This window comes from Streptosporangium sp. NPDC006930, from assembly GCF_040635605.1.
Lineage (GTDB): Bacteria > Actinomycetota > Actinomycetes > Streptosporangiales > Streptosporangiaceae > Streptosporangium.
Genome location: NZ_JBEYID010000008.1, coordinates 286,538 through 311,740 on the forward strand (window position 1 = coordinate 286,538; position 25,203 = coordinate 311,740).

Sequence of the window (25,203 nt, forward strand, 5' to 3'; positions counted from 1 at the left end):
CGCCACGTGCTGAGCCCGGTCCAGCTCGCCGCCAAGCTGGGCATCCTGCCGCCGACCCCCGAACAGGCCGCCGTGATCGACGCCGGCCTCGAACCGATGGTCGTGATGGCCGGGGCCGGATCCGGCAAGAGCGAGACCATGGCCGGGCGCGTCGTCTGGCTGGTCGCCAACGGGCTGCTCCGCCCCGAGCAGGTGCTCGGCCTCACCTTCACCAGGAAGGCCGCCGCCGAGCTGGCCGCGCGGGTGCGCGAGCGGCTCAACGGTCTCGTCGAGGTCGGGCAGGTGCCGGCGGAGCTGCTGGAGGGCGAGCCGACCATCTCGACGTACCACGCCTACGCGGCCCGCCTGGTCACCGAGCACGCCCTGCGCGAGGCGCTGGAGCCGACGATGCGCCTGGTCTCCCCAGCCGTCTCCTGGCAGCTCGCCAGCCGGGTGGTGAGCGCGTACGACGGACCGATGGAGCAGGTCGAATGGAGCCCGGCGACCGTCACCCGGGCGGTGCTCGAACTCGCCGGTGAGCTCGCCGAACACCTGCGCACCCCGCAGGACGTGCGCGACGTCGGCACCAAGCTCGCCCAGCGGCTCGCCGCGCTGCCCGGCACTCCGACCAAGGACCAGCGCAGACCGCTGCTCACCCAGCGGGCCAGGGAGCAGCTGCTGCCGCTGGTGGAGGCGTACAACCGCCTCAAGCGCGGCCGGGAGGTGGTCGACCACGGCGACCAGATGGCGCTGGCCGCCAGGATCGCCGACCGGCACGCCGACGTCGGCGTGATCGAGCGCGGGCGGTTCGCCGTGGTCCTGCTCGACGAGTACCAGGACACCAGCCACGCCCAGCTCGTCCTGCTGCGCGCCCTGTTCGGCGGCGGCCACCCGGTGACGGCGGTGGGCGACCCCTGCCAGTCCATCTACGGCTGGCGCGGCGCCTCGGCGGGCAACCTCACCCGGTTCCCGCGCGACTTCAGGACCGCCTCGGGGGAGCTCGCGCCCGTCAACCGCCTCTCGGTCAGCTTCCGCAACGGCGACGCCGTGCTCGACGTCGCCGCCCGGATCCAGCTGCCGCTCCGCATGGAGGCGAGGGAGGTGCCGGTCCTGGTGCCCGGTAAGAACCGGGTCGAGCGCGGCCGGGTGATGTGCGCCTTCCACGAGACCGCGGACGACGAGGCGCGCTGGGTCGCCCTGGAGGTCGCGAAGGTGCTGGGCGTCGAGAGCGCGCCCGATGGCATGCCGTGGGGCGAAGGCGAGCGTAAGAAGGCGAAGCAGAGCATGTGGGGCGGGCCGCAGGCGCTCCAGCCGCACGATGTGGCGATCCTGGCGCGCAAACGCTCGCAGTTCCCCGCGCTCCGCAAGGCCCTGGAGGAGCGCGGCATCCCGGTCGAGGTCGTCGGCCTGGGCGGGCTGCTGCTCGTGCCGGAGATCGCCGACATCGTCTCCACCCTGCGGGTGATCTACGACCCGAGCGCGGGGGACGCCCTGGTGCGGCTGCTGTCCGGCCCTCGCTGGCGGATCGGACCCGCCGACCTCAAGGAGCTCGGCGAGCGGGCCCGCGAGCTGAACCGGGAGACCCGCGAGGGCTCCTCGCCGGTGGCCGACCCGCTGGACCAGGTCGTGGCCGACATGGCCGAGGAGCGCGGCAGCCTGGTCGACGCCCTCGACGAGCTGCCCGACCGCCCCGAGTGGCAGGAACTGTTCTCCCCCCTGGCCGCGGTGAGGCTGGTCGCGATGGCCCAGGAGCTGCGCGTCCTGCGCGCCCACACCGGCCAGCCGCTGCCCGACCTGATCCTGGAGATCGAGCGCAGGCTCGGCCTGGACATCGAGGTGGCGGCGAGGGGGACGGCCGTCGGCCCCTTCGCCGCCCGCGCCGACCTCGACGCCTTCCTGGACGCCGCCGCCCGGTTCGCCGGAGACTCCGAGGACCCCACGCTGGGCGCGTTCCTGGCGTTCCTGAAGGCGGCCGACGAGGAGGAGAACGGCCTGGACGCCGGGCGGGTGGGCGAGAGCAACAGCGTGAAGCTGATGACGGTCCACGCCTCCAAGGGCCTGGAATGGCCGGTCGTGGTGGTGCCCGGTCTCTCCCAGGCGCTGTCGAAGACCGGGACGCTCACCGTCGGCACCGTGTTCCCCGCCCGCTCCACGACCAGCACGAGGTGGACGGAGAACCCGCGCAAGCTGCCCTACCAGCTGCGCGGGGACGCCTCCGACCTGCCGGGACTTGCCGGGCTCGCGAAGGAGGAGCTGGCCGACTTCGACGAGCGCTGCCGCGACCGCGACCTGCTCGAGGAGCGCCGCCTGGCGTACGTCGCCGTCACCCGCGCCCACTACCTGCTGATCGCCTCCGGCTACCGCTGGGGCACCGCGGCCAGGCCGCTGGCCCCTTCGGACTTCCTGCTGGAGATCCGCGAGACCTGCGGCAGGGTGGTGTCCTGGGCGCCGGAGATGGAGGAGGGCGCAACCAACCCGCTCCTCGACGAGCCAGCCGAGGCCCGGTGGCCGATCGAGCCGGACGACGCCCGCTACGCCGCCGTCCTCGACGGCGCCACCATGGTGGAGGCCGCCCTCGCGGCCCTCGCGGGCGGGGCCGCCTCCGTTCCCGTTCCCGTTCCCGCTCCCGCGGCCGTTTCCGCGCCCGCGTACGAGGACGTTCCCTTTCCCGAGGCCCCGCTGTCCGAGGCCCCGCAAGGGGAGGGCTTCCCCGAGGAGACGGACGTTCCCTTCCTCGAAGACCCGTGGGACGAGTTCCTCCCCGAGGAGCCTGAGGCGCCGTTCCCTGCCGATGCCGACCTCGGAGCACCCCCCGCCCGGCGGGACGAATCGATCGGCTCGGGAGCCGTACCCGAGTCGGGGACGGCGTCCGGGGCGGGAACGGTGTCCGAGCCGGTCTCCGGGGCGAGTGCGGTCTCCGAGCCGGGGACGGCGGCCGCGGAACCCGCAGCCGACTCCGGGCCCTGGGCCGGGTTCGAGGCCGAGCCCGGTGAGCGGTCCTCCGAGCGGCGGCCGGCTCCTGCGGCAGAGCTGCGAGGGTGGGACAGGGAGCGGGCGAAGGCGTGGGAACGCGACATCGAGCTCCTGCTCAGGGAACAGGAGCTGAAGCGACGGCGTGGCAGTGGCCGGGTGGAGCTGCCGACCCACCTCACCGTCTCCTCCCTCGTCACCCTCGCCTCCGACCCCAAGGCGCTCGCCAGGCAGATCCGCCGCCCGGTGCCGAAGAAACCCGCGCCGCTGGCTCGCCGGGGCACCTCCTTCCACCGCTGGCTTGAGGGGCGCTGGGGCCAGCAGCGGCTGATGGACGAGTTCGAGCTGCCCGGCGCGTCCGACGACTTCGAGGAGACCGACGCCCACCTCGACCAGCTGCGCGAACGCTTCGAGGAGAGCGAGTGGGCGGGCAGGGAGCCGCTCGACGTCGAGGTCCCCTTCGAGACCGTGATCGCCGACCGGGTGGTCAGGGGCCGGATGGACGCGGTCTTCCAGGTCTCGGAAGGCCGCTACGAGGTCGTCGACTGGAAGACCGGCCGTCGCCCGAACGGAAGGAAGGCCGAGGCCGCCGCCTCCGTGCAGCTCGCCGCCTACCGGCTGGCCTGGTCCCACCTGGCCGCCGTCCCGCTGGACCAGGTGGGGGCGGCCTTCCACTACGTCCTGCTCAACGAGACGGTCCGCCCCGTCGACCTCCTCGACGAACGCGGCCTCGTCACCCTCGTCGAGTCGGTCCCCGTACTCCCGTGAAACTCCTCACGGTGAACATGACGCTCTTGGCGTGATCCCGCGTCCTGGGTGCCGGAGTGTGACCCAATGATCTCGGTCGGAGCGCGAGGAGGCCGGCGCATCATCACTTCAGCGCCATATCTGTACTACGACATCCCTGATATCCGGCTGGAAATCCTCCCCTGAGTGTCTTCCCGTGAGATTTTCGAAGACCGACCTTCGAGCGCCGGCAGGTAAGCGCGTCGGTCCGACCCACCGCACCTGGTTCCACGCGTACGAGAGAGCGCACGAGCCCGGCTGATCCCGGACCCGTCCTGAGCGGAAAGGCACGCCATGACCACCATCGCCGACACATGGGGCCTGCACGAGGGGCACTTCTGGCTACGCGGAAAGCGGCCCGACCAGCCGGTGAACTTCGACGCCGACACCGGGATGTGGAACGTCTACGGCTATCCCGAGGCGCTGCGGATTCTCGGCGACCCGAAGACGTTCTCCTCCGACACCAGCCGCATGGTGCCCGAGATCGCCAGGCCCGCCGAGCGCAGCCTGACGCAGCTGGACCCGCCCATGCACGGCAAGCTTCGCAAGCTCGTCAGCCACGCCTTCACCCCCAAGATCGTCGCCGACCTCGAACCGCGCATCGCCGCGCTCACCAATGAGCTGCTCGACGCGGTGGCCGAGCAGGACCGGCTGGAGCTGGTGACCGACCTCGCCTACCCGCTGCCGGTCATCGTCATCGCGGAACTGCTCGGGGTGCCCAGCTCCGACCGCTACGTGTTCAAGCAGTGGGTCGACAGAATCTTCGAGAACTCCCAGCGGTTCTCCCTGGTCAACCGCAGCGAGGAGCAGGAGCGCAACCTCGCGGTCGCGATGGAGCAGATGAAGCACCTCACCGACTACCTCGGCGAACACGCCACCGAGCGCAGGCGCCACCCGCGCGCCGACCTGCTCACCCAGCTCGTCGAGGCCGAGGTGGACGGTGAGCGGCTCAGCCAGGCCGAGGTGGTGAACTTCGCCAACATCCTGCTGCTGGCCGGGCACATCACCACCACCATGCTGCTGGGCAACACGGTGCTCTGCCTGGACGAACAGCCCGAGCGGTTCGCCCGTGCCCGTGCGGACCGCTCGACGATCCCGGCCGTGATCGAGGAGTCCCTGCGCTTCTTCAGCCCGTTCGCGGCCGTCGGCCGCGTCACCAACGTCGACGTCGAGATCGGCGGGCAGCAGGTGCCCGCCGACCAGCTGCTCATGGTGTGGATCGCGGCGGCGAACCGCGACCCCAGACAGTTCGCCGACCCCGACGTCTTCGACCCGACCCGCGATCCCAACCCCCACCTCGGTTTCGGCAGGGGCATCCACTTCTGTCTCGGCGCCCCGCTGGCCCGCCTGGAGGGCCGCGTCGCGCTCGACATCCTGCTCGACCGCTTCCCGCACCTGCGCACCGACCCGGACGAGCCGCCGCAGTTCATCCCCAGCCCCAACATGACCGGCGTACGCAAACTGCCGCTGCTCACCTCCGCCGGCTGAGCGGGCCGCTCCGCCCGGATCCGCCCTGCGAGGAAAGGCAGCCGCCTCCACGTCGCGCGAGCGGCTTGACGAGAAACCCGGGGAGCCGAGGCGCCACCGAGTCCGCGGAGCGTTCGCGGTGGCGTCCGAGGCTCATCCCCTCAGCGGACGCAGGGCGGAGCCCCAGGCGAGGACCTGGTCGAGGACGGCGTTCAGTTTGTCCTCGTGGACGGAGGCGGGCTTGAAGCCGTCCGCGAAGTCGGTGTGGATCGACAGCCCGACCTGGTTCGACACGGTGGCCACGCTGAGCAGGCCCAGCACGGGCCGTAGGTGCGCGATCGCCCGGGGCGCGCCGTCCACGCCGTAGCCGACGAAACCGGCCGCCTTGTTGCTCCATTCGGCGTACAGGAAGTCGATGGCGTTCTTGAGCCCGCCGGGGAACGAGTTGTTGTACTCGGGAGTCACGATCACGAACGCGTCCAGGGACGAGATCTTGGCCGACCAGCGCTTGGTGCGCTCGTGCCGGTAGTTGCCCGTGGCAGGGTGCTCGGGCTCGTCAAGGTTTCCCAGGTCGTAGTCTTTCAGGTCGACGAGTTCGTACTCGGCGTCGCCCCGCTTGGCCGCCAGATCGCGGACCCAGTGCGCCACCGCCTCGCCGTTTCGGCCGGGCCGGGTGCTGCCCAGGATGATGCCGACCTTCAGCATGTCGTTCTCCCTCGCTCGGTTACGAAAACCACCGTAGGGAGACCAGCTGAGATAATGAATGCGTAGCTGTCCAATATTTATAAGCCAGCGTCTCAAGGCGTAGACTGGCCGCGTGGATATGCTGAGCGACGTCGCGGCCTTCATCCGATGTGGGCGCCCCACCTCCGCCCGTGTCTCCTGGCGTGCGCCCTGGGGGGTGTCGTTCCGCGCGTCGCCCGGTTCCGCGGGGTTCCAGGTGGTGCTGCGCGGCTCCTGCTGGCTCCTCCCCGAGGAGGGCGAGCCCGTTCCACTGAGCGTGGGCGACCTGGTGTTCCTGCCGCACGGCGACTCGTTCGGGTTGGCCGACGATCCCGCGAGGCCACTGGTCGAGTCCGACTGTGGCGCGCACTCTCAGCTGTTCGCCTCGGCAGGGTTCGGCGGCGCGGGCGCCGAGACGGTCATTCTGTCCTGCGGTTACCTGCTCGACCTCGACAGGACCCACCCGATCCTGGGTTCGCTGCCCGGCGTGATCCATCTGCCCTCGACGCTCGGCAGCCATCCGGAGCTGCGGGCCGCCGTCGAGTTGCTGGCCGGAGAGATCGACAATCCCCGCCCGGGCACGGACACCGTCGTGTCGTCCCTGCTCGACATGTTGCAGTTGTATGTCCTGCGGGCCTACTTCGAGACGCAGGACGAGCCCTGCACCCTGTCCGGCTGGGCCGCCGCGCTGGCGGACCCGGCCGTCGGCCGCGCGCTCGACGCCATCCACCGCGACCCCGCCCGCCGCTGGACGGTCGAGTCCCTCGGCGCTCACGCGGGCCTGTCGCGCGCCGGCTTCGCCCGCCGCTTCACGGGACTGGTCGGGCAGCCGCCGCTGGCGTACCTGACCTGGTGGCGGCTGATGAGCGCGGCCCGCATGCTGCGTGACTCCGACGCGTCGGTGGCGGAGGTGGCCGAGCGGGTGGGGTACGGGTCGGAGTTCGCCTTCGGTAACGCGTTCAAGCGGGAGTTCGGCGTGGCGCCCGGCCGGTTTCGCCGCCGGGCCGCGGTGGCCTAGCGAGAACGGCGGCGAGTCGTCCGGGGCGGAGGACAGCTGGAACGCGCCTGTCGCCGTTGTGAGTCTCCGGTGGCCAAACGGGTGCGACGGCCATCCCGTCACCCGGTACATCGCGCGGGTTGGGGTACTTTCGCCCCACTCCGAGCGGTTTTGAACCTCAGATCGAGATCTGTGGGCAAGTGCGAACGGCATCCTGATTTGAGGAGAAGTTTCGGTCCGGTTCATCGTTCGTTCCGCTTGCCTGCACAGGATCGAGGTCGCGACACCCCCCTTTCCCAGGAGAAGTCAATGCGTCCCTTGAGCACACTGACGTCCACAGCGTTGACGGTCTGCCTGCTCGGCACCGTGGCCCTACCGGCGACGGCGAAGGACCTGCCCACCGTCGACCCCCGGGTCGAGACCCCGGCCCTCTTCGACGACGAGGCCGGAGGCAACGCCAACGGTGACGACCCGGCGATCTGGGTCCACCCCACCTCCCCGGCGGCGAGCGTGATCGCCACCACCGCGAAGGAGGGCGGGCTCTACGTCTACGACTTGGACGGCAGGCAGCTCCAGCACCTGCCCGCGCCGGCCGCGCCCGGCCGGGACGACGAACCGGGCCGGTTGAACAACGTGGACGTCGTCTACGGTCACGCCGCCGCGGCGGGACGGTCGGACATCTTCGTTGCCTCCGACCGCGGTGCGGACAAGCTGCGCGTCTACCGGATCGACCCCGCGAAGGCCGGACGGGACCGACGGGTGCTCACCGACGTCACCGACCCCGCCGCGCCGTTCGTCTTCAACACGACCCAGGCGGAGGTGAACGACGCCGAGACCGTGTACGGCCTCGCGACCTGGAAGCGGGACTCGGGCACCTACGTCCTGGTCAGCCGCCGGCACACGACGCGGCTCGCGCTGCTGAAGCTCACCGACGCCCCGGGCGGCAAGGTCGGCTACACGAAGGTCAGGACCATCGACCTGCCCTCGCGCTTCACCCTCCCGAACGGTCGGAGCTGGACTCCCTGCGACGAGCCGGGCGTGGGTCCGCAGATCGAGGGCATGGTCGTCGACGCCGGGACCGGCACGCTCTACGCGGCACAGGAGGATGTCGGCATCTGGCGTCTGAACGGCGATCTCACCGGCTCGCCGGTGCTGGTCGACCGCGTCCGGGAGTACGGCGTACCCGCCACCTACGACGCCGACGCCGACGAGTGCGTACCCGGGGCCGACCCCGGGTACGGCGGCCGCAACCTGACCGCGGACGCCGAGGGCCTGACCATCTACCACGGCAAGGGCGGCAAGGGCTACCTGATCGCCTCCAGCCAGGGAGACAACACCTTCGCCGTCTACGACCGCGGCGGAAGGAACACCTACCTCGGCTCCTTCCAGGTCGGCGAGCGCGGTCGTATCGACGGTGTGCAGGGCAGCGACGGGGCGATGGTGATCAACGTGCCTCTCGGCCGCGGGTTCCCCAAGGGCCTGTTCGTCACGCACGACGGCACCAACACCCCCGAAGCGTCGGACTCGGAGGGCGAGGTGCGGGAGAACACCAACTTCAAATACGTGAAGTGGGACGACATCGCCCGCCGTCTCGGCCTGGACATCGACACCACGAGCTGGCACCCGCGCCGCTGACCGGCCCTCACCCGCTCGGAGCCGTACGAGCGGCTCGTACGGCGCCGAGCGGGAGCGTCGGGGCGACCCCCCGCTCCCGCTCGGAGCCAAGGCGCATCAGGGCTTGCGACCCACTCCGACGTAGCCGATAGAGGTGTTCCGGGCACCGAACAGGGGCGGATCGGCGAGGCGCCACTCCCTGGGGAACACCAGGCCGGGTTCGAGCAGCTCGTAGCCGTCGAAGAAGCGGGAGATCTCCGCGTGCGTGCGCAGGCTCAGCGACGCGGTGGCCCGGTTGTAGATCTCCAGGGCCTCCGGCGTGGTGTCGGGCTTGGCGTCGGTCCCGTGACTGACGACGAGATAGCTGCCCGGCGCGCTCGCCTCGTGCAACCGCTCGACGATCTGGTAGGCACCCGCGCCTTCAGGGTTCTCGTCCGGGATGAAGTGCAGGATGGCGAGCAACAGGAACGCCACGGGCTGGTCGAAGTCGATGTGCCCGCGCAACTCGGCCAGCAGCGTCTCCGGGTCACGCACGTCGGCCTGCACGACGGTGACGTTGTCGCTGTTCTCCAGGATCGCCCGGCTGTGCGCGCACACGACGCTGTCGTAGTCCACGTAGACCACGCGGGTGTCGGGTGCGACCTCGTGCGCGATCTCATGCGTGTTGCCCCGGGTGGGAAGCCCGGAGCCCAGGTCCACGATCTGCCGGATGCCCGACTCGACCAGGAGGCGTACGGCACGCCCGAGGAACGCCCGGTTCTCCTTCGCGGAGTCGCGTGTCTCGGGGAAGATCTTCAGCATCTGCTCGGCCGCGGCCCGATCGGAGGCGAAGTTGTCCTTGCCGTCCAGGTAATAATCGTACATCCGGGCGATGTTGGGCACGTTCGGGTCAACCCCGGCCGGCCCAGCCTGATCATCCACGGTTTCTCCAGACTCTTCCGCCTTTGTCTGGCTTTGATCTTAGAGAGGCTTTCACGTTTTGGCAGCGAGATGAGGTCATCGCCGTGAGCCTTTGGCGGCGGACGTCGCCGGGGCCGGTGAACAGCCCGAACGGCCGGCCTTGCCGGTCGGGTGTCATCCTTCTGATGGTGTGCCGCTCATCCTCGCGAGTGACGTCACAGTCCTGCCTCCGTTGTCATGATCTGGTCTGTGGTCACAGAGGCAGCTTTACGGGCGGGCTGGTGGCGGGTCGTCGGGCGGGGGGTGCTGTTCCTCGCAGCGACAGTCACCTCCTGGTGGCTCATCGGTATCGTCTTCGCCCTCGGCTCAGGATGGTCGTTTCTGGGCGGGATGCTCGGCCTCGCCCTGGTCGGCTGTGCCCTGGTGGCACTGGTTGGGATCTCCGAGGATGTCCCCTGGGCGGTCTGGGGGACGTTTCCGTTCCTCGCCGTACTGCTGTTGAGCGGCATGTTCCTGCCGGGCGACTACTACCTGAGCACCTTCGGTGAACCGGTGACCACGACCGTGGCGGAGCGGACGTGGGTCGAGGGCCGGAGGTCGCACAGGGACCATTACCGGTATGTCCTGCGGGGACCGGACGGTCGACTCCTTGACGAGGTGATCAAGAACTATAGGGACGATTCGCCACTGGAGATCGGGGCGCCGGTCGAGATGCTGATGGATCCCCTGGGCGTGTTCGAGGCCAGGGAGCCGCAGGAGCTGAGGTCGCTCACCGTCCTCTGGGTCTCGGCGGCCGGGGTCGTGCTGATGACGATCGTGCTCAGCGTGATGGGTGAGCTGAGGCGCCGGACCATGCTTCCCAAGGGGGCAGGCGCTTCGAAGGCCGATGACTCCGAAAGAGCCCCGGCAAAGCGCGGTTCCGGGAACCCCACGGCGCCCGACAGTCCCAAACGAGCGAACGGCTCCAGAAGATCCAACAAGCGAAGAAGCTGAACTCCCATCGCGGCGGCACGGTCCTCGCTTCACGGCGCCATGCCCACTGGCTGGGAAACTCGTACACCACTTCCATGGACGCAACTCAAGCAACGAACTTGCGGGGACTTGCGCAACAGCCTCCTCACCGAGCGTGTCGATCGCATCCATGGCACTTGGCGGGCTCCAGGCATGGCCGACTATCTCTGGCCGAACTCGCCGTTCTTCACGCCGCCAATGAACGCGCGTCACTCATCAAAGGTGAAGTTCAGCATGGGTCCGTTGGGGTTTTTGCTGTCTCGTACGGCCCGGTTGCCGCCGGGGAGGTTGGCGACCTCGACGCAGTTGTCGGTGTTGGCTCCGCTGAGGGTGCTCTTGCGCCAGGTGAGATTCGGACGGGTCTGGTCCACTGTTTCGCCTATCCCTTGTGATGCTTCATGGGGTTAGCCGCCTGTCGAGTCGGCTGGTTCGGATAGTCGAACCTGCCGTTTTTGACGTTGGTGATGAATGCTCGCCATTCGGTGTGCGTGAAGTTGAGTATGGGTCCGTTGGGGTTTTTGCTGTCTCGTATGGCGCGGTTGCCGCCGGGTAGGTTGGCGATCTCGACGCAGTTGTCGGTGTTGGCTCCGCTGAGGGTGCTCTTGCACCAGACGAGGTTATGAGTGTTTTGTTCCACTATGCTCCACTTGTCTCTTGAGTTGTTCTGTCAGTTTTGTGAGGTATCGAACCGACTCTTCTGGTGACAGAGCTAATGTCATCACATGATTGTAAATAAGGCTATATCGCTGATAGTCCGCCTGCTGCTCAAGCCAGAGATTTTCCGTTACGGTCACGGTGTAAATGAGGCTCGGGTCATTGGGGAAGTCCAGGATGACGAACGCCCCGTCCAAGGCGGGATGGGCGCCAGCGGAGTCGGGAACTACTTGTATGGTGACGTTCGGCCTGGCGGCCATGGTGATGAGGTGGTTGATCTGCTCACACATCACTTCGGCCCCACCTATCAACTTTCGTAATGCGGCCTCGTCGATCAATGTCAGCAGGGTCGGCGGATTCTCGTTGGTGAGGATCTCCTGGCGTGCGAGCCTCGCCTGCACATGGCGTTCGATGAGGGCTTCGTCCAGAACACGGCCAGCTCGCCATACTGCTTTCGCGTATGCCTCCGTCTGAAGTAATCCTGGAACGAGGATGACCTCCCAAGTTCGGATGACGCTGGCGCCTGCTTCGAAGTCGGGCAGGCTGGTCCGGAAGACGTCCTGGTACTTCTCCCACCAGCCGCGCTGACGTGACTCCCTGGCGAGAGTGATCATCGCCTCGCGCTGGTCTTCGTCGGTGACACCATAGAAATCGAGCATCAGGCGTATGTCGTGGACGCTGGGAAGCTTCCACTCGTTGCGCTCCATCCTCGATATCTTCGACGGCTCCCACTCCAGCCTCCTGGCGGCCTCGGTCACCGAGAGGCCGGCTTCCTGGCGGAGTTGGCGGAATGCCTGAGAAAGCCTCCGTCGCTTGACCGTAGGGCTGTTCGCCATGCTGAGACCTCCCTGGGAATTGTCCGCTATGACCTCCGGTCAAAGTGGACAATTTACCGCACAATCACTTGTGCGTTGCGATTTATACTTTGCTCTGCCAGCATGCTAGTGGGCTTGAGGCAGGAAAGTGGTCGCATTGCGACAGTGGCAACTGCTTGCCCCGGAGCCTGCGGAAACGTGTCCGAATTAGTGTCACATCGGCGATTGTCATATTTAATGCTACTTGTGGATCGGTAGTTCGGACACGGGTTGCATGTCAGCCCTGGATCGACAGAAGGAATGTCTGCTCTGATCAATGTGGAATGAGAAGGGCGGTGACATCAGTGATCCTGGTCTATCTATCCAGCCCAAGCGGTTGCGATGGTCGCATCCCGTCTCGTCTCCACTGAACCGATGCCAATAGGCGAGGCCGTCACGGTGCAGCAACACCGTGACGGCCTCTTGAACCGGACGCTGGAGGTCCAATCCCGTGCTCGATTTTACAAGGGCGATCCGGGTCATCCGGATGCGTTTCAGTGGTGACCGGCCGCCGACCCCGTTGGGGTGTCGGTGGTGTGGGCATTCGCCGTACGCACACGACGACCGGTGCCTGCCGCACCGGCAGGCGCACGCCTACGAGCGGCCGACTCCTGCGCAGTTCCGGGCGAGGCTGGCGGAGTGGTGGCGGCTGGGGTTCGCGGGGCGGTTGTCCGCCTCGGCGGAGGTACGCCCGCCGAGGGAGGCGCGGCCGTTTCCCGGTCACGGACGTCAAGCCCGTCCCGTGGAGCCGGCGGGCGCGGGGTCGTTCGCGCCGTACGGGCGAGGTCGGCCACCGGACGAGCTCGCCGGGAGCGGGCGTAGGCCGTACCCGGGCATGCTGCGGCAGGGAAAAGCGGCGTGAGCGGGCGGCATCGGCGGGGCGAGCCCGTCGATCAGCGAGGCCCACGGCGGTGGGACCGCGAGCAGCGGGAGGTCGCGGACCGGCTGGATCGGGCCGAGACGGGCTGGCTGGTCATGTACGGGGTGGGCGGGCGCCGGTTCTACGCGATCGCGGTGGGAGGCGAGCCGCTGGTCGTGCAGGCGGGCACGGCCGAGGAGTTGTGCGCGCTGATGCGCGAGGCGGAAGAGACCGAAGCGGAAACCCACCGGCACGGGCAAGGAGATCTGATGGTCGCAGGCACCCTCGACGGACTCCGGACCGTCTGCTGGGACATTCCCCGTGACCCGGCGACCGTCGCCGAGGCCCGCCGGATGACGCGGGACGTCTTCACCGGCTGGGATCTGCCGCCGGAGTTCGTCGACGACGCGGTCCTGGTGGTCGGTGAGCTGGTGGCGAACGCCACGGTGTACGGGCAGGAGCCGATCCGGCTGTCGCTGTGGAGCATGGCCCAGGGGGTCTGTGTACGGGTCACCGATCACGGTCCCGGGTGGCCTCGTCCGCTCGACCTCGGCCAGGACGCCTCTCATGGCAGGGGTCTCGCGATCGTCGAGGCGCTGGCCGACCGCTGGGGTGTCGTCCCCGTCAAAGGCGGGGGAGGGGCCGGGCGTGGAGGTACGGGAGGAAGAGGGGGCGGGGGTGGAGACGGAGGCAAGACGGTGTGGATCGCGTGGGAGGTGCCCTCGGGGAGCGGTGTCTCCAGGACCGTCGACTGTGTGGACCTGGTCTCGTCCTCACGGCTCCGCGAAGGAGTCGACCGGCCGTTCTGACAACGAGTCACAACCGGTAGGGGTGATTATCACAGCGGCCATTGATTCGGTGTTGGCCGGAACGTATGTTCCTCTCAACATCCGAGTACGCCTCATGTTTAGGGGATCCTCCTATGCATGCACGCCTCCGGCGGATGACCACGGCGGCCTCCGGGCTCCTTCTGGTCCTCACGCTGGCATCCCCCGTCGTGCCCGCAGCCGCCGCCTCCACGACCTCATCCAAAACCGGCACCACGACCGGTACGGTGACCGCTGCCGTCCTCCCTCCCGACGACTACTGCCTCGGAGAGTGCGCCGACATCCTGCCTCCGGGGCAGAACGGCAACGCCACCCTCGCCGGGATCCTCGCCCACCAGGCCCTGGGCACCAAGCCGAAGCACAGCGACGACCAGCTCGGCAAGTACGCGAACCTCCTGTCTAGCTACACCGGCCTCACCAACGACCAGATCGCCGACTTCTTCAACGACGCCTCGTTCGGCGTCTCCGCCGGACAGGTGGAGAGCACCACGAACCCCCGTTCGGACGTGACGATCGTCCGTGACAAGGCGACCGGGACCCCGCACATCACCGGGACGACCCGCGAGGGCACGATGTTCGGCGCCGGGTACGCGGGAGCGCAGGACCGCCTGTGGGTGATGGACCTGATGCGGCACGTGGGCCGCGGCGAGCTGACGCCGTTCGCCGGTGGCGCGCCCGGCAACCGGGCGCTGGAGCAGAGCGCCTGGCGCAACGCCCCCTACACCGAGGCGGACCTCCAGACGCAGATCACCAGGCTGAGGGACTCCGGCCCCCGGGGCGCGCAGCTCTACACCGACGTGCAGCACTACATCGCCGGTATCAACGCCTACATCGACCGCTGCATGGCGGACCGGAACTGCCCCGGAGAGTACGTACTGACCGGGCACCTCGACGCGATCACCAACGCGGGCGGCCCGGTGAAGTTCACCATGACCGACCTGGTCGCGATCTCCGGCGTGATCGGCGGGCTGTTCGGCGGTGGCGGCGGTGCGGAGATGCAGTCCGCGCTCGTGCGGGTCGCGGCCCGCGCCAAGTACGGTACGGCGGTCGGCGACCAGGTCTGGGCGGCGTTCCGCGCGCAGAACGACCCGGAGGCGACGCTCACCCTGCACAACGGCCAGAGCTTCCCGTCCGGCGCCGCGCCCGCCGGAGCCACCGGGGTCGTCCTGCCCGACCCGTCGACGGCGCCTGTGGACATCACCGCGAACGAGACCGGCTCCGCCACCTCCGCAGCCTCGGCGGCGGCGACGGCCCAGAAGGGCGTGCTCGACGGCCTGCTCGTCGACAACTCCAAGCCCGGAATGTCCAACGCCGTGGTGGTCTCGGCGGCGAAGTCGGCGACAGGGAACCCGATCGCGGTGTTCGGCCCGCAGACAGGCTACTTCGCCCCCCAGCTGCTCATGCTGCAGGAGCTCTCAGGGCCGGGCATCCGCTCGCGCGGCGCCGCCTTCGCCGGGCTCAACCTCTACGTGCTGCTCGGCAGGGGCACCGACTATGCCTGGAGCGCGACCTCCAGCGGCCAGGACATCACCGACACGTACGCCCTCCAGCTCTGCGAGCCCGGCGGCGGCGCGGCCACCACCGCGTCCAACCACTACCTCTACCGGGGCGTCTGCACGGAGATGGAGACGCTGAGGAAGACCAACTCGTGGAAGCCCACCGTCGCCGACTCCACCGCCCGCGGCTCCTACGACCTCGTCGTCCAGCGCACGAAGTACGGGCTGGTGAGCTGGCGCGGCACCGTCGGCGGGCAGCCCACCGCCTTCACCACGCTGCGGTCGACGTACCAGCACGAGGTCGACTCGGCGGTCGGCTTCCAGATGTTCAACGACCCGGCCCAGATGGGTGACGCGGCGGCGTTCACGAACTCGGCCTCGACGATCGGCTTCGCGTTCAACTGGTTCTACGTCAACTCCAAGGACGCGGCGTACTTCATGTCGGGCAACACCCCGGTCAGGTCCGCGGTGTCCGACCCGAACCTGCCGATGACGGCCGACGCGGCCCACGAGTGGGCGGGCTTCGACCCGGCCACCAACAGCGCGACCTACACCGCTCCCGCCACCCACCCCCAAGCGGTGAACCAGGACTACTTCGTCAGCTGGAACAACAAGCAGGCCAAGGACTACGGCTCCGCGGACGGAAACTTCAGCTTCGGGCCGATCCATCGGGCCGACCTGCTGGACGCCCCGATCAAGGCGGCCCTGTCGGGAAGCGGCAGGCTCGACCGGGCGGGCACCACGAAGATCATGGCCGAGGCCGGTGTGACCGACCTGCGCGGGAAGAGGGTCCTGCCCGACCTGCTCCGAGTGATCAACAGCGCGGCCGTGACCGACCCGGCCCTCGCCTCGGCCGTCTCCAAGCTGTCGGCCTGGACGTCGGCGGGATCTCGCAGGCTGGAGACCTCGCAGGGCAGTAAGACCTACGCCCACGCCGACGCGATCCGCGCGTTCGACGCGTGGTGGCCCAAGCTCGTCCGCGCACAGTTCAGGCCGGGTCTTGGCGACGGCCTCTACCAGTCGATGGTGAACGCGATCCAGATCAACGAGTCACCCTCCGGCCACCAGCAGGGCGACCTGTCCACCCTGCCCACCTCGGCGAACGAGGCCCAGGCGCACAAGGGCTCGGCGTTCCAGTACGGCTGGTGGGGCTACGTGAGCAAGGACGTCAGAAGCGTGCTCGGCGACCCGGTCCCCGGACCGCTGCCCGCCAAGTACTGCGGGAACGGCACGGTGGCGGGCTGCCGTACCGTCCTGCTGGAGAGCCTGGCGGCGGCGCTCGCCGAACCCGCGGCGACGACCTACCCCGGAGACGACGTCTGCGCGGCGGGCGACCAGTGGTGCGCCGACGCCGTCGAGCAGTCTCCGCTCGGCGGGATCACGCACTCGCTGATCTCCTGGCAGAACCGGCCGACCTACCAGCAGGTCGTGTCGTTCCCCGCCCATCGGGGTGACGCGATCAACAACCTGGCGGAGGGGAGGAGCGCCTCGGCGTCGAGCACCCAGCTCTTCTACCCGGCGAGCAGGGCCGTCGACGGCGACCCGACCACCCGGTGGTCGAGCTCGTCCAGCGACAACCAGTACCTCCAGGTCGACCTCGGGTCGGCCACGACCGTGGCCAGGGCACTGCTGCGCTGGGAGGCGGCGTACGGGGCCGCCTACTCGATCCAGACCTCGACCAACGGCTCCACCTGGACCACCGTCTACTCCACCACCACGGGAAACGGCGGCGCGGACAACGTGAGATTCACCCCGACCACTGCCCGGTACGTCCGTATGCAGGGTGTCACGCGGGGGACGTCGTACGGCTACTCCCTCTACGAGCTGGAGGTCTATCCCCGGTGACGAACACCTGAGGTGAAGAGGTGACGGTCGCCGCCGAGAGGACGGCGGTGACCGTCACCCTCTCTCGACCGTCACGCTGGGCTCCCTGACGGGCCGAACCTCTCAGGCTGGCCGGAAGATGTCTGGCGCGACGGCGGGAGACGGTTCCAGCCGACCTCGGACGGCCCCGGACGACCCCGACGACCCCGCGGGGTCCGTCGACCGTCCGGGCGACGGACCCCGCGGGAAGTCCTCCGCCGTTCAGGCCGTGGCCAGCGGGTTGGCGACCGTCACGTATCCCGCGGAACGGTCCGCCGAGCGCGTCCACCGGACCGACAGGTTGGCCTTGGCCGGTAGCGGCGCTCCCGACAGCAGCTCCGACAGCGGCCGGGGCCACCCGCGCGACGCCGCGTACTTCGCCAGGACGTCTCCCGCCACCGCCCACAGCTCCCGCGTGGACCCGGTCCCCGCGAGGGAGGCGGCGATCTCGGCGAGGTGGTTGACCATCAGGCAGTAGACCACCCGGTTCCAGCCGGAGGCCGCGTCGTAGGTGAGCGCCTCGGCGACCCGGTGGGGCACCCCGGACAGGTCGTGCCGCCCCGCGACGAGCTTCGTGCCTTCCAGATCGCGGAACACGGCCTCCACGGGCAGCCCGTCCGCGTCCACACCGATCAGGACGTTCTGCAGGTGGGGTTCCAGCACCACGCCGTGACTCACGTAGGCGTCGAGCACCGGCGGCGCCACGCACTCCACGTACGCCCGCCACCAGCGCACCGGATCGGCCACCGACACCCCGGCCATGCCCGTCGGCACGCCGCCCGGCACCGTTCCGGTCATCGGCGGCCCGACCACGCCCGGCACCGTTCCCGCCGCCCGCCACCGAGCGATGTCCGGCACGTCGCTTCGCACCGCTCCGGTCACCGGCGACCGCACCGTGTCCGGCATGTCGCCCGCCACCTGCCACCCGGTGGCCAGCGCGCCGCTCAACAGGGGGGTCACCCCCGGCCTGCACACCGACCACGGGCCGACCCGGACGATCACGCCGAGCCCTTCCAGCAGCCGGGTGCCCAGCTTCGCGGAGCGGTAGCCGGGCTCGGGCAGCCAGCGGGTGCCGGGGAAGGCGGCGGCCAGGTCGAGGAAGACCGGTTCGAGGCGACGGCTCAGCTCGACCGCGCCCGCCAGCTCGTACCAGGAGTTCTTCCGCACGCAGTTGGTGATCCGCACATCCAGGCTGAACTTCAGGCACCGGTCGATCAGCGGCTCGTAGACCGTGCGGACCGACGACGTGGGAACCGCCATCCGGGCGCTTTCCCCCAGGTCGATCAGACGGCCGTCGGCGAGTGGTGCGGCCAGGTCCGCCGCGAGCAGCTCCAGCTGCCACGGGTGCGCGGGCAGCGGCGAGTAGCCCGGCGGTGCCTGGCCGAGCTCGTCGAGCGCGCCGGTGTCACCCTCCCCGGCCAGCACGTCGTCCCTCACCCCGAGCAGCCGCAACGGGAAGCTCGCGTGCGCCTCCGGTGCGTATCGCAGCCAGCCCGCGCCGCCGCGCGCCTTCGGGCTGGGATGGAACGGATGCCCACCGACCAGTGCCTGCTCCGAGGCGAGCCACGGGTCGGTGGGCGGCGGCACCTCCTGCCGGGCCGCGATCAGCGCCGCGATGGCGTCCCTGCTCGCGGCGACCTGGGCGGCGAACTCGTCGTTGTCCTCGCCGAGTTCGGTCTCCACCAGCCGGACGAGCACGTCCGTCGAGAGCGGCCGCCAGGAGCCGTTCTCCAACCATTCGGGCCGCCCCTCGAAGCGCAGCGCGAGCCCGCCGTGCGCGCGGGCCCGCAGGCGAGTGCCGGCGACGCTCAGCAGCACGTACGGTTCCTCGTGCCCGACCTGCCCCCGAGGGCCCGCGATCTCCCTCACGCAGCAGCGCAGCAGCGCCGCCAGCGAGACGTCCTCGGCGACGGCGGGGGCGACGGCGGCGGGTGAGCCGAGGGCGAGGCTGGTCATGTCGTCCTTCGCGGGATCTGGGGGGTTCGCGGGAGCTGGGGAGGATGGCGGAGATAGTTCGGCCCGCTCGTGCCGTAGAACTTGTTCACGTCCCGCGCGCCGGTGCGGGCCTTGTCCACCAGGGTCCCGGCGGTGATCATCGATTTGCCGACGAGCCGGTCGGCGTCGAGGGTCCTGGCCCGCAGCAGCCGGGCCATCGGATCCTCCCCGTACTCGTCGAGCGCCTCGGTGAGCGTGTCGCGGACCAGCTCGAAGGCCCTCGGCGAGGGCAGCGCTCCGAACGTCACGGCCGCCGCGGCCAGATGCAGGGTGATGGTCACGAACACGTCGGCGAGCGCGTGCGGGTCGTCGGTGAACATCCGCGCGTCGGTGAAGTCCGGCACCGCGAGCTCGGCGGACCGCAGCCTGTCCGGCGAGGTCAGCAGGCCGTCGTTGTCCTTGACGAGCAACCGCAGGACACCGTCACCCGCGCCCCCGTCACTGGCGCCTCCGTCACCCGCGCCCCCGTCACTGGCGCCTCCGTCACCCGCGCCTCCGTCACTGGCGAGACCGCCCCCGAGGCCGTTCCCGCTCGCGGTCTCGGCGCCGAACACCAGCGAGAGGTTCTGTTGATGGGCCTCCAGCGCCGTGCCGTACCTGACGAAGAGCCGCACGTGGAAGCGGAACAGCACCCGCAGGTATCGGCCGAGCAGCCGGGTGACGTCCCCGTCGAACCACCGCCCGGCGAGCTCTTCGACGACCAGGCCGCCTCCGGGCAGCGGCGCGGGCAGCGCCGCGACCGGGACGACCTCCCCGGCGGGATGACGGCGCAGCAGCCAGCCCAGGTATTCGTGCCCGGCGTGCCCGTACGTCTGCTCGTCGGCGAGAAGCACCTCGGGATCGGGCATGGCCCGCAGAAGCATCTCGGCCCGCGCCCCGTCGGCCAGCGTGTCCGGCTTGAGCGACCTGCGGTTGCGCAGCCCGAGGGTGCTGGTGGTGAGCGGCAGCTTCAGGTGCGTGCCGGGGACGATCTCGACCGTCCGCATCGAGAGCGTGGGCCTGACCTCCAGGTACGCCGACGGAGCCACGACCGCCCACGGGATCTCCTCGACCACCGGGACCGTGAGCGGGTGTACGGGGAACAGCACATGGGTCCGCGCGAGATCCCCGGCCAGGCCGACGGCGGCGAACCCGGGCGCCACCGGGGGTTCCGTCCCGATGAGCCGTTCTCGCGGCACCGCCGCCCATCGCAGCTCGAAGGCGGGCGCGAACTCCGGCGCGTACGCGGTCAGATCCTCGTCGGACAGGCCGCTCCTGGACCGGGCCGTCGGATAGACGGGGTGATCGAGGAACGCGGCCAGCGTCTCGTACCACACGCCGCCGCGCCCGTTTTCGCGCCCACTGCCCGTTGTGCGCGGTGCCTCGTTTCCCGCCGCGCGTCCGGTTTCGTCTTCGGTTGTGCGCGGGGCGTCGTCTCCCGTCGCGCGTCCGTTCCCGCTCACCGTCGTGTGCGGAAGGCCGGAACGCGTGGCGACGGCGGTGACGTTCAACCGGACGAGTACGTCCTCGCGGTGGACGTCGTGAAGGTCGAGGGCGCGCAACGCCTCGCGGCACTCGGTGACGAACGACTCCACCCCGGCGGTGTCGGCGAGAGAGGAGATCTCTCGCAGGGCGCGCAGGACCTCTTCCAGGTGAAGTGCCTCCTCCGGGGCCACCACGAAGTCCTGGAACAGCGAGCCGGGGGTCAACCGCACCCGCCTGCCCCCGGGCAGGAGCAGCGCGACACCGGTCTTGTCGCGGGTCACCCGCGCGGCCAGACCGCCGTAGTCCTCGCGCAGGAGCGCGTTCAGCACCCGGGTGGCGAGGTACCGTTCCCGTTCGCTCCCGGAATCTCCGCCGACCGCTCGGGCATCCGCGATCTCGCGGTTCACACGGTCACCCGTGGATCGCCGACCCGCCGACACCTCCCCGGGACCTCCGCGGACCACGCGATCGGTCGTGCGTTCCCGGTCCGCACGGTCACCCGTGGTTCCAGGGCGCACTCGGTCGCCCACGGGGTTTTGGCCCACCCGATCGTCCACGTTGTTCCGGCTCACGCGATCACCCACGGGTTCTCCGAGGTGAATGCCGCGACGGCCGCGTCCACGCGGGCCCGATCGGGTCCGATCGCGCGGACGATGCCCACGTAGTCGCGGTTGGTGTTGCTCAGGTCGATCCGGTCGCCCGTCGCGCGCAGCGGCCGGTGCCAGATACGGACCGGGTCGCCGGGTGCGGGAACGACCGTGCCCGGAGCACTCACCACGGTTCCAGGCCGGTCGGCGACGAGGCTCAGCGCGGTCGCGTGCCCCTGGCCCTGGTCGGAAGGCCGCGGTTGCGCACCGAGACGCGCTCCGAGATGCACGCCGAGAACGAGCTCGAACAGGGGCGCGTCCAGCATGCTCGCCAGCAGGAAGTCACAGTGGTCGCCGATCATCCGGTAGTTGACCTCGACGATCCGCGGTCCGGCCGGGGTCATCACGTACTCGGTGTGGCAGGCCCCGAACCCGACCCGCAGCGCCCCAAGGGCCCGCAGCACGTGGTCGCGGCCGGGGGGTGGTTCCCAGTCGAGCCGTTCCTCCACGAAGTACGGCAGCGGCCCGAGGGTGGTGCGGAAACCGCCGAGTACCCTGATCCGCTCGCCGTCGCCGAGCGTCTCCATCGTGTGCAGAGGGCCGTCGAGATACTCCTCCACGACCAGCGTCTCTCCGGGGCGCCTGTCCCGGATGGCCGCGACGGCATCCGCGAGCTCGCCCGCGTCGCGGACCAGTACGACGTCCTCGCTCGCCACGCCCTCGCGTGGCTTCACGACCGCGGGGAACGGCATGTCCGCGGGCGGCGGATCGTCCGGTGCCAGCCGTGCGGAACGGACGGTCTCGACTCCGTCGGCGGCGAGCCGCCGCCGGGTGAGCGCCTTGTTCTTGGTGTCGACGCAGGCCCGCCAGTCCTTGCCCGGCAGGCCGAAGTACGCGGCGGCGAGCGCGGTCTCCGCCTGGATGTGGTCGGAGTTCGAGAAGATCGCGTCCGGGGCGTGGTGGTGCGCGACGGTGTCGATCACCGCCCGCGCGTCGCGCACGTCGCAGCGGAGCACCTCGGCCCCGGAGTCGCGGTACCGCTCGGGCCGGTCGGTGAGGATGGTGACCTCGCAGCCGAGCGCACGTGCCGCAGGGAGAAAGCCGTCGCTGACCGAGTCGGTCGGTTTCAGCGCGGTGAGGTACAGCCGCAATGCAGGGACCCCCGATATCAGGCAAGGCTAACCTAACTCGGAGATCCTAGCCTGAGGTCGATCGGCACGCGGAGGCGATCAGCTTATTGACAGTAGATGTCCGTGTCGCCCAATGATGAGAGCCCGCAGAGCCCTCTGTACAGGGCGGGAAGAACCGGGCGAGGGGCGAGGAAGGAGGAAAATCGGTGATACATCGAGGCGTGTGTCACCTCTCCCGTGCTCATGCCGAGAAGGGGGGAGGGGGGTGTGCGCCGAGACGTATGCCACCTTTCCCGCGCGTACGTCGAGAAGGGCGGAAGACCTGTACGCGGAGAGGGGCGATAGAGGCTTCGCCCTGCGGCATAGTATGTGCACTCGGTGGGGGAGGCTGAACGGCGTGGAGATCGCGGCACAAGAAGGACTGTTGGGACCGCTGCTGCTCGCGCGCAGTGCCATCGACCGGTCGGCGGCGCTTCGCGGCGACGCCGAGTGGCTCGAGAAGGCCTGGGCGGACACCGCGACCAGGGTCGTGGTCATCGACGACGGGCAGGCGCTGATCCGGCGCAGTGGCGGAGAGGCCAAGCTGGTCCTGCTGCCCACGGCGGAGGCGCCGGACGGCGAGCGCTACCTGCTCGGTGTCGACGCCGAGGGCATCGCCTACTTCGCGGTGGCGGCGCCGCTGGCGGACAGCGTCCACACCGGTTCCTTCAACCGGATCGTCGCCCCGCTCGCCTCCTCGGAGCTGGAGGAGGGCCAGACCCTCACCGCTGGGCTCCGCCAGGTGGGGGCGATGCTGGAGGATCTGGACGCGGGGCTGCTGGTGTACGCGGTCGCCCTGGACGCCTGGCACTCCACCCACGAGTTCTGTCCCCGGTGCGGGAGCGCCACCGAGGTGCGCGCGGGCGGGCACGTACGCGTCTGTCCCAAGGACAGCAGCCAGCACTTCCCCCGGGTCGATCCCGCGGTGATCATGCTGGTCCACGACGAGGACGACAGGTGCCTGCTGGCCAGGGGGCCGCAGTGGCCCGAGGGGCGGCTCTCGGTGCTGGCCGGGTTCGTCGAGCCCGGCGAGTCGCTGGAGCACGCCGTGGCGCGCGAGGTGGTCGAGGAGGTCGGTGTGCGCGTCGTCGAGCCGCGCTACATGGGCAGCCAGCCCTGGCCCTTCCCGCGCAGCCTGATGCTCGGCTTCTTCGCGCGGGCCACGTCGACGGAGTTCGTCCTCGATGCCGAGGAGATCGCCGAGGCCCACTGGTTCAGCCGTGCCGAGCTGCTGGCCGCGGTGGAGAGCGGCGAGGTGCGCCTGCCGCCCGAGGTGTCGATCGCCCGCAGGCTCATCGAGGCCTGGTACGGCGAGCCGCTCACCGGCGACTGGTGAACCCTGGCATACGAGAGCCCCGGTGTCCGTGGAAGTGAGACCGGGGCTCCGACGTCGCGAGGGCGGTTACACGCCCGCGCCCGCCAGGATGCGCTTGAGCTCGATCACCGAGGGGTTGGTCCTGACGACCTGGCCGGTGGGGGAGTCGACCACGACGGTGGGAACGACCTGGTTGCCGTTGTTCACGCTCATGACGAACGTGGCGGCGTCCGGGTTGCTCTCGATGTCGATCTCCTTGTAGGAGATCCCTTCGCGGCTGAGCTGGCTCTTCAGCCGTTTGCAGGGACCGCACCAGGTCGTGGTGTACACAGTGAGCGCCATGTCGTGAAAAATCCCCTCATGTGATGTCCGGCGCCAATGGCAACACGGCGAGGGCCGTTCATCTTCCCGATGGGAGCAGTTTCTCCGCGACCCACTGCTGAACCCGGTCCGCCACGCCGGGCAGCCGGTAAAGAGGCGAGCTGTGCGCGATGCCGGGCTCGGTGACTATCGTCACCGGCACGCCGACCTTGCGCAGGTGCTCCTTGAGCTGCTCGCTGTGCTCCGGCGACACGAACTCGTCCTCCGAGTGCACGACCAGCATGGGCGCGTCACCGCGGCTCGCGTGCCACGGTACCTCCATGCTCGCCCAGACCCTGGCGCACTTGCCGGTGGGCTCACAGCCCCCGGCGAGCCTGATGGCCGACTCGCGAAGCTTGCGCCTCTCCAGGTCGAAGGTGTCGATGCCCTCGGTGTACGCCGTGAGCGGGGACATCACCGGGGAGATGCCGACGACGCCGCGCATGCCGGGCCAGCCGTTCTTGTAGGTGCCCACGGCGCCGGCGAGGTGGCCTCCGGCGGAGAAACCGATGACCACGTAGTTGTTCGGGTCGAAGGACCACAGCGCCGCGTTCCGCCGCGCGGTGGCGATCGCGCTCAGCGTGTCGGTGCGCTGTGCCGGCCAGGAGGCGTCGGTGGAGAGGCGGTAGTTGATGTTGAAGACGACGTAGCCCTGCTCGGCGTAGCTGCGGCTTATCTCGGTCATGTACTTCTTGTCGCCCGACGACCACCAGCCGCCGTGGATCAGGAAGACACCCGGCCGCTTCAGCTCGTCGGTTTGATACCAGACATCCATGCGCTGGCGGACGTGCCGACCGTACGCGACGGTGTTGACGACCGTGCCCTGCACCAGGGGGTCGGGCTGGCCCACCGGAGGGGGCGTCGGGTTGCCCGCGCGGGTCTTCTGGGTGGAGGTCTTCTTGGGGTCGCCCGTGCCCGTGCCGCCTGTGCCTGTGCCGGCCTTGCTCACGCCGGTCCCTGTGCCGGTCGTGCCCGCGGCGACCGTGCCGATCTCGGCCACCCCGATGGTCGCCTTCGCCGTGCCGTACGTGCTGCGATCCGCCTCGTCCGCGCCGTTCTTCACCGTACCGGTGGTGGCTCTGCCTGTGGGGGCCTCCGCCGAGCCGGGTGCGCCGGCCTGGGCCGGAGCCGAGACCGTGTGGGCGTGCGCGGTCGTGTACGCCACCGCGGGTACAACCATCGCCGTCGCCAGGGCGAGTGCACCTACGGTTACCCCAGTTCGCACGAGCCTCTTCCTTCCCCCGGATCGGTCGACCCCATTGTGGAGCAAAAAGCCCGCTTTGTGCATCTCGGCGAACCACATAGGTTGACGG

19 protein-coding genes are annotated in these 25,203 nt (G+C 69.6%); 9 read left to right on the forward strand and 10 right to left on the reverse strand.

Annotated elements, in window-relative coordinates:
* Nucleotides 1–6 precede the first annotated feature (6 nt).
* Nucleotides 7–3,717, forward strand: a complete 3,711-nt coding sequence (locus tag ABZ664_RS17190; protein WP_362509943.1) for a UvrD-helicase domain-containing protein — start codon at nucleotides 7–9, stop codon at nucleotides 3,715–3,717.
* A gap of 312 nt (nucleotides 3,718–4,029) precedes the next feature.
* Entirely contained in the window at nucleotides 4,030–5,223 is a 1,194-nt protein-coding gene (locus ABZ664_RS17195; protein WP_362509946.1) for a cytochrome P450, read from the forward strand.
* 132 nt (nucleotides 5,224–5,355) lie between these two features.
* On the opposite strand, the gene ABZ664_RS17200 is transcribed toward ABZ664_RS17195, so the two are convergent.
* Nucleotides 5,356–5,907 (reverse strand): NAD(P)H-dependent oxidoreductase, encoded by a 552-nt coding sequence (locus ABZ664_RS17200; protein ID WP_362509949.1) that lies wholly within the window; start codon nucleotides 5,905–5,907, stop codon nucleotides 5,356–5,358.
* Nucleotides 5,908–6,025: 118 nt separating this feature from the next.
* Here ABZ664_RS17200 and ABZ664_RS17205 point away from each other — a divergent pair, with 118 nt between their 5' ends.
* Together ABZ664_RS17205 and ABZ664_RS17210 are read left to right on the forward strand one after the other, a co-directional pair.
* Nucleotides 6,026–6,943: an AraC family transcriptional regulator gene (locus tag ABZ664_RS17205; RefSeq protein WP_362510070.1), complete on the forward strand. Its 918-nt coding sequence runs from the start codon at nucleotides 6,026–6,028 to the stop codon at nucleotides 6,941–6,943.
* Nucleotides 6,944–7,231: 288 nt separating this feature from the next.
* Entirely contained in the window at nucleotides 7,232–8,557 is a 1,326-nt protein-coding gene (locus tag ABZ664_RS17210) for a phytase (RefSeq protein WP_362509952.1), read from the forward strand.
* A gap of 96 nt (nucleotides 8,558–8,653) precedes the next feature.
* On the opposite strand, the gene ABZ664_RS17215 is transcribed toward ABZ664_RS17210, so the two are convergent.
* A complete protein-coding gene (locus ABZ664_RS17215; protein ID WP_362509955.1) occupies nucleotides 8,654–9,457 on the reverse strand; it encodes an SAM-dependent methyltransferase in 804 nt (267 codons plus the stop codon).
* 228 nt (nucleotides 9,458–9,685) lie between these two features.
* Between ABZ664_RS17215 and ABZ664_RS17220 the strand changes: the two genes are divergently transcribed.
* On the forward strand, nucleotides 9,686–10,429 hold the full coding sequence (locus ABZ664_RS17220; RefSeq protein WP_362509958.1) for a hypothetical protein: 744 nt from the start codon (nucleotides 9,686–9,688) through the stop codon (nucleotides 10,427–10,429).
* Nucleotides 10,430–10,656: 227 nt separating this feature from the next.
* Here the strand turns inward: ABZ664_RS17220 and ABZ664_RS17225 are convergent, their stop codons facing one another.
* Genes ABZ664_RS17225 through ABZ664_RS17235 form a run of 3 tightly spaced genes read right to left on the reverse strand, consistent with a single transcriptional unit; the run spans nucleotide 10,657 to nucleotide 11,937 of the window.
* A complete protein-coding gene (locus ABZ664_RS17225) occupies nucleotides 10,657–10,818 on the reverse strand; it encodes a DUF397 domain-containing protein (protein ID WP_362509961.1) in 162 nt (53 codons plus the stop codon).
* An 8-nt stretch (nucleotides 10,819–10,826) separates the two neighbouring features.
* The gene (locus tag ABZ664_RS17230) at nucleotides 10,827–11,084 is read right to left on the reverse strand and encodes a DUF397 domain-containing protein (protein WP_362509964.1); all 258 of its coding nucleotides are present in this window, start codon (nucleotides 11,082–11,084) and stop codon (nucleotides 10,827–10,829) included.
* Nucleotides 11,065–11,937, reverse strand: a complete 873-nt coding sequence (locus tag ABZ664_RS17235; RefSeq protein WP_362509967.1) for a helix-turn-helix transcriptional regulator — start codon at nucleotides 11,935–11,937, stop codon at nucleotides 11,065–11,067. Before ABZ664_RS17235 ends, ABZ664_RS17230 begins: the two co-directional genes overlap by 20 nt.
* A 469-nt stretch (nucleotides 11,938–12,406) precedes the next feature.
* Here ABZ664_RS17235 and ABZ664_RS17240 point away from each other — a divergent pair, with 469 nt between their 5' ends.
* The 3 genes from ABZ664_RS17240 (at nucleotide 12,407) to ABZ664_RS17250 (ending at nucleotide 16,982) form a co-directional block, all read left to right on the forward strand.
* Nucleotides 12,407–12,817, forward strand: coding sequence for a hypothetical protein (locus ABZ664_RS17240; RefSeq protein WP_362509970.1), 411 nt, complete (start codon nucleotides 12,407–12,409; stop codon nucleotides 12,815–12,817).
* Nucleotides 12,814–13,623: an ATP-binding protein gene (locus tag ABZ664_RS17245; RefSeq protein WP_362509973.1), complete on the forward strand. Its 810-nt coding sequence runs from the start codon at nucleotides 12,814–12,816 to the stop codon at nucleotides 13,621–13,623. The genes ABZ664_RS17240 and ABZ664_RS17245 overlap by 4 nt, the downstream gene beginning before the upstream one ends.
* 113 nt (nucleotides 13,624–13,736) lie before the next feature.
* Nucleotides 13,737–16,982, forward strand: coding sequence for a penicillin acylase family protein (locus tag ABZ664_RS17250; RefSeq protein ID WP_362509976.1), 3,246 nt, complete (start codon nucleotides 13,737–13,739; stop codon nucleotides 16,980–16,982).
* 240 nt (nucleotides 16,983–17,222) lie between these two features.
* Here the strand turns inward: ABZ664_RS17250 and ABZ664_RS17255 are convergent, their stop codons facing one another.
* The 3 genes from ABZ664_RS17255 to ABZ664_RS17265 form a co-directional block, all read right to left on the reverse strand.
* Complete coding sequence (locus tag ABZ664_RS17255) at nucleotides 17,223–18,956, reverse strand: IucA/IucC family protein (RefSeq protein ID WP_362509979.1); 1,734 nt, start codon at nucleotides 18,954–18,956, stop codon at nucleotides 17,223–17,225.
* Nucleotides 18,953–20,866, reverse strand: coding sequence for an IucA/IucC family protein (locus ABZ664_RS17260; protein WP_362509982.1), 1,914 nt, complete (start codon nucleotides 20,864–20,866; stop codon nucleotides 18,953–18,955). Before ABZ664_RS17260 ends, ABZ664_RS17255 begins: the two co-directional genes overlap by 4 nt.
* A gap of 161 nt (nucleotides 20,867–21,027) precedes the next feature.
* Entirely contained in the window at nucleotides 21,028–22,197 is a 1,170-nt protein-coding gene (locus ABZ664_RS17265) for a siderophore biosynthesis protein (RefSeq protein WP_362509985.1), read from the reverse strand.
* 376 nt (nucleotides 22,198–22,573) lie between these two features.
* Here ABZ664_RS17265 and nudC point away from each other — a divergent pair, with 376 nt between their 5' ends.
* Nucleotides 22,574–23,551, forward strand: coding sequence for an NAD(+) diphosphatase (gene nudC, locus ABZ664_RS17270; protein ID WP_362509988.1), 978 nt, complete (start codon nucleotides 22,574–22,576; stop codon nucleotides 23,549–23,551).
* Between the two features lie 66 nt (nucleotides 23,552–23,617).
* Here nudC and ABZ664_RS17275 read toward each other — a convergent pair whose 3' ends face one another.
* Nucleotides 23,618–23,872: a glutaredoxin domain-containing protein gene (locus ABZ664_RS17275; protein ID WP_362509991.1), complete on the reverse strand. Its 255-nt coding sequence runs from the start codon at nucleotides 23,870–23,872 to the stop codon at nucleotides 23,618–23,620.
* A 58-nt stretch (nucleotides 23,873–23,930) separates the two neighbouring features.
* Nucleotides 23,931–25,115, reverse strand: coding sequence for an alpha/beta hydrolase (locus ABZ664_RS17280; protein WP_362509994.1), 1,185 nt, complete (start codon nucleotides 25,113–25,115; stop codon nucleotides 23,931–23,933).
* Between the last annotated feature and the right edge of the window lie 88 nt (nucleotides 25,116–25,203).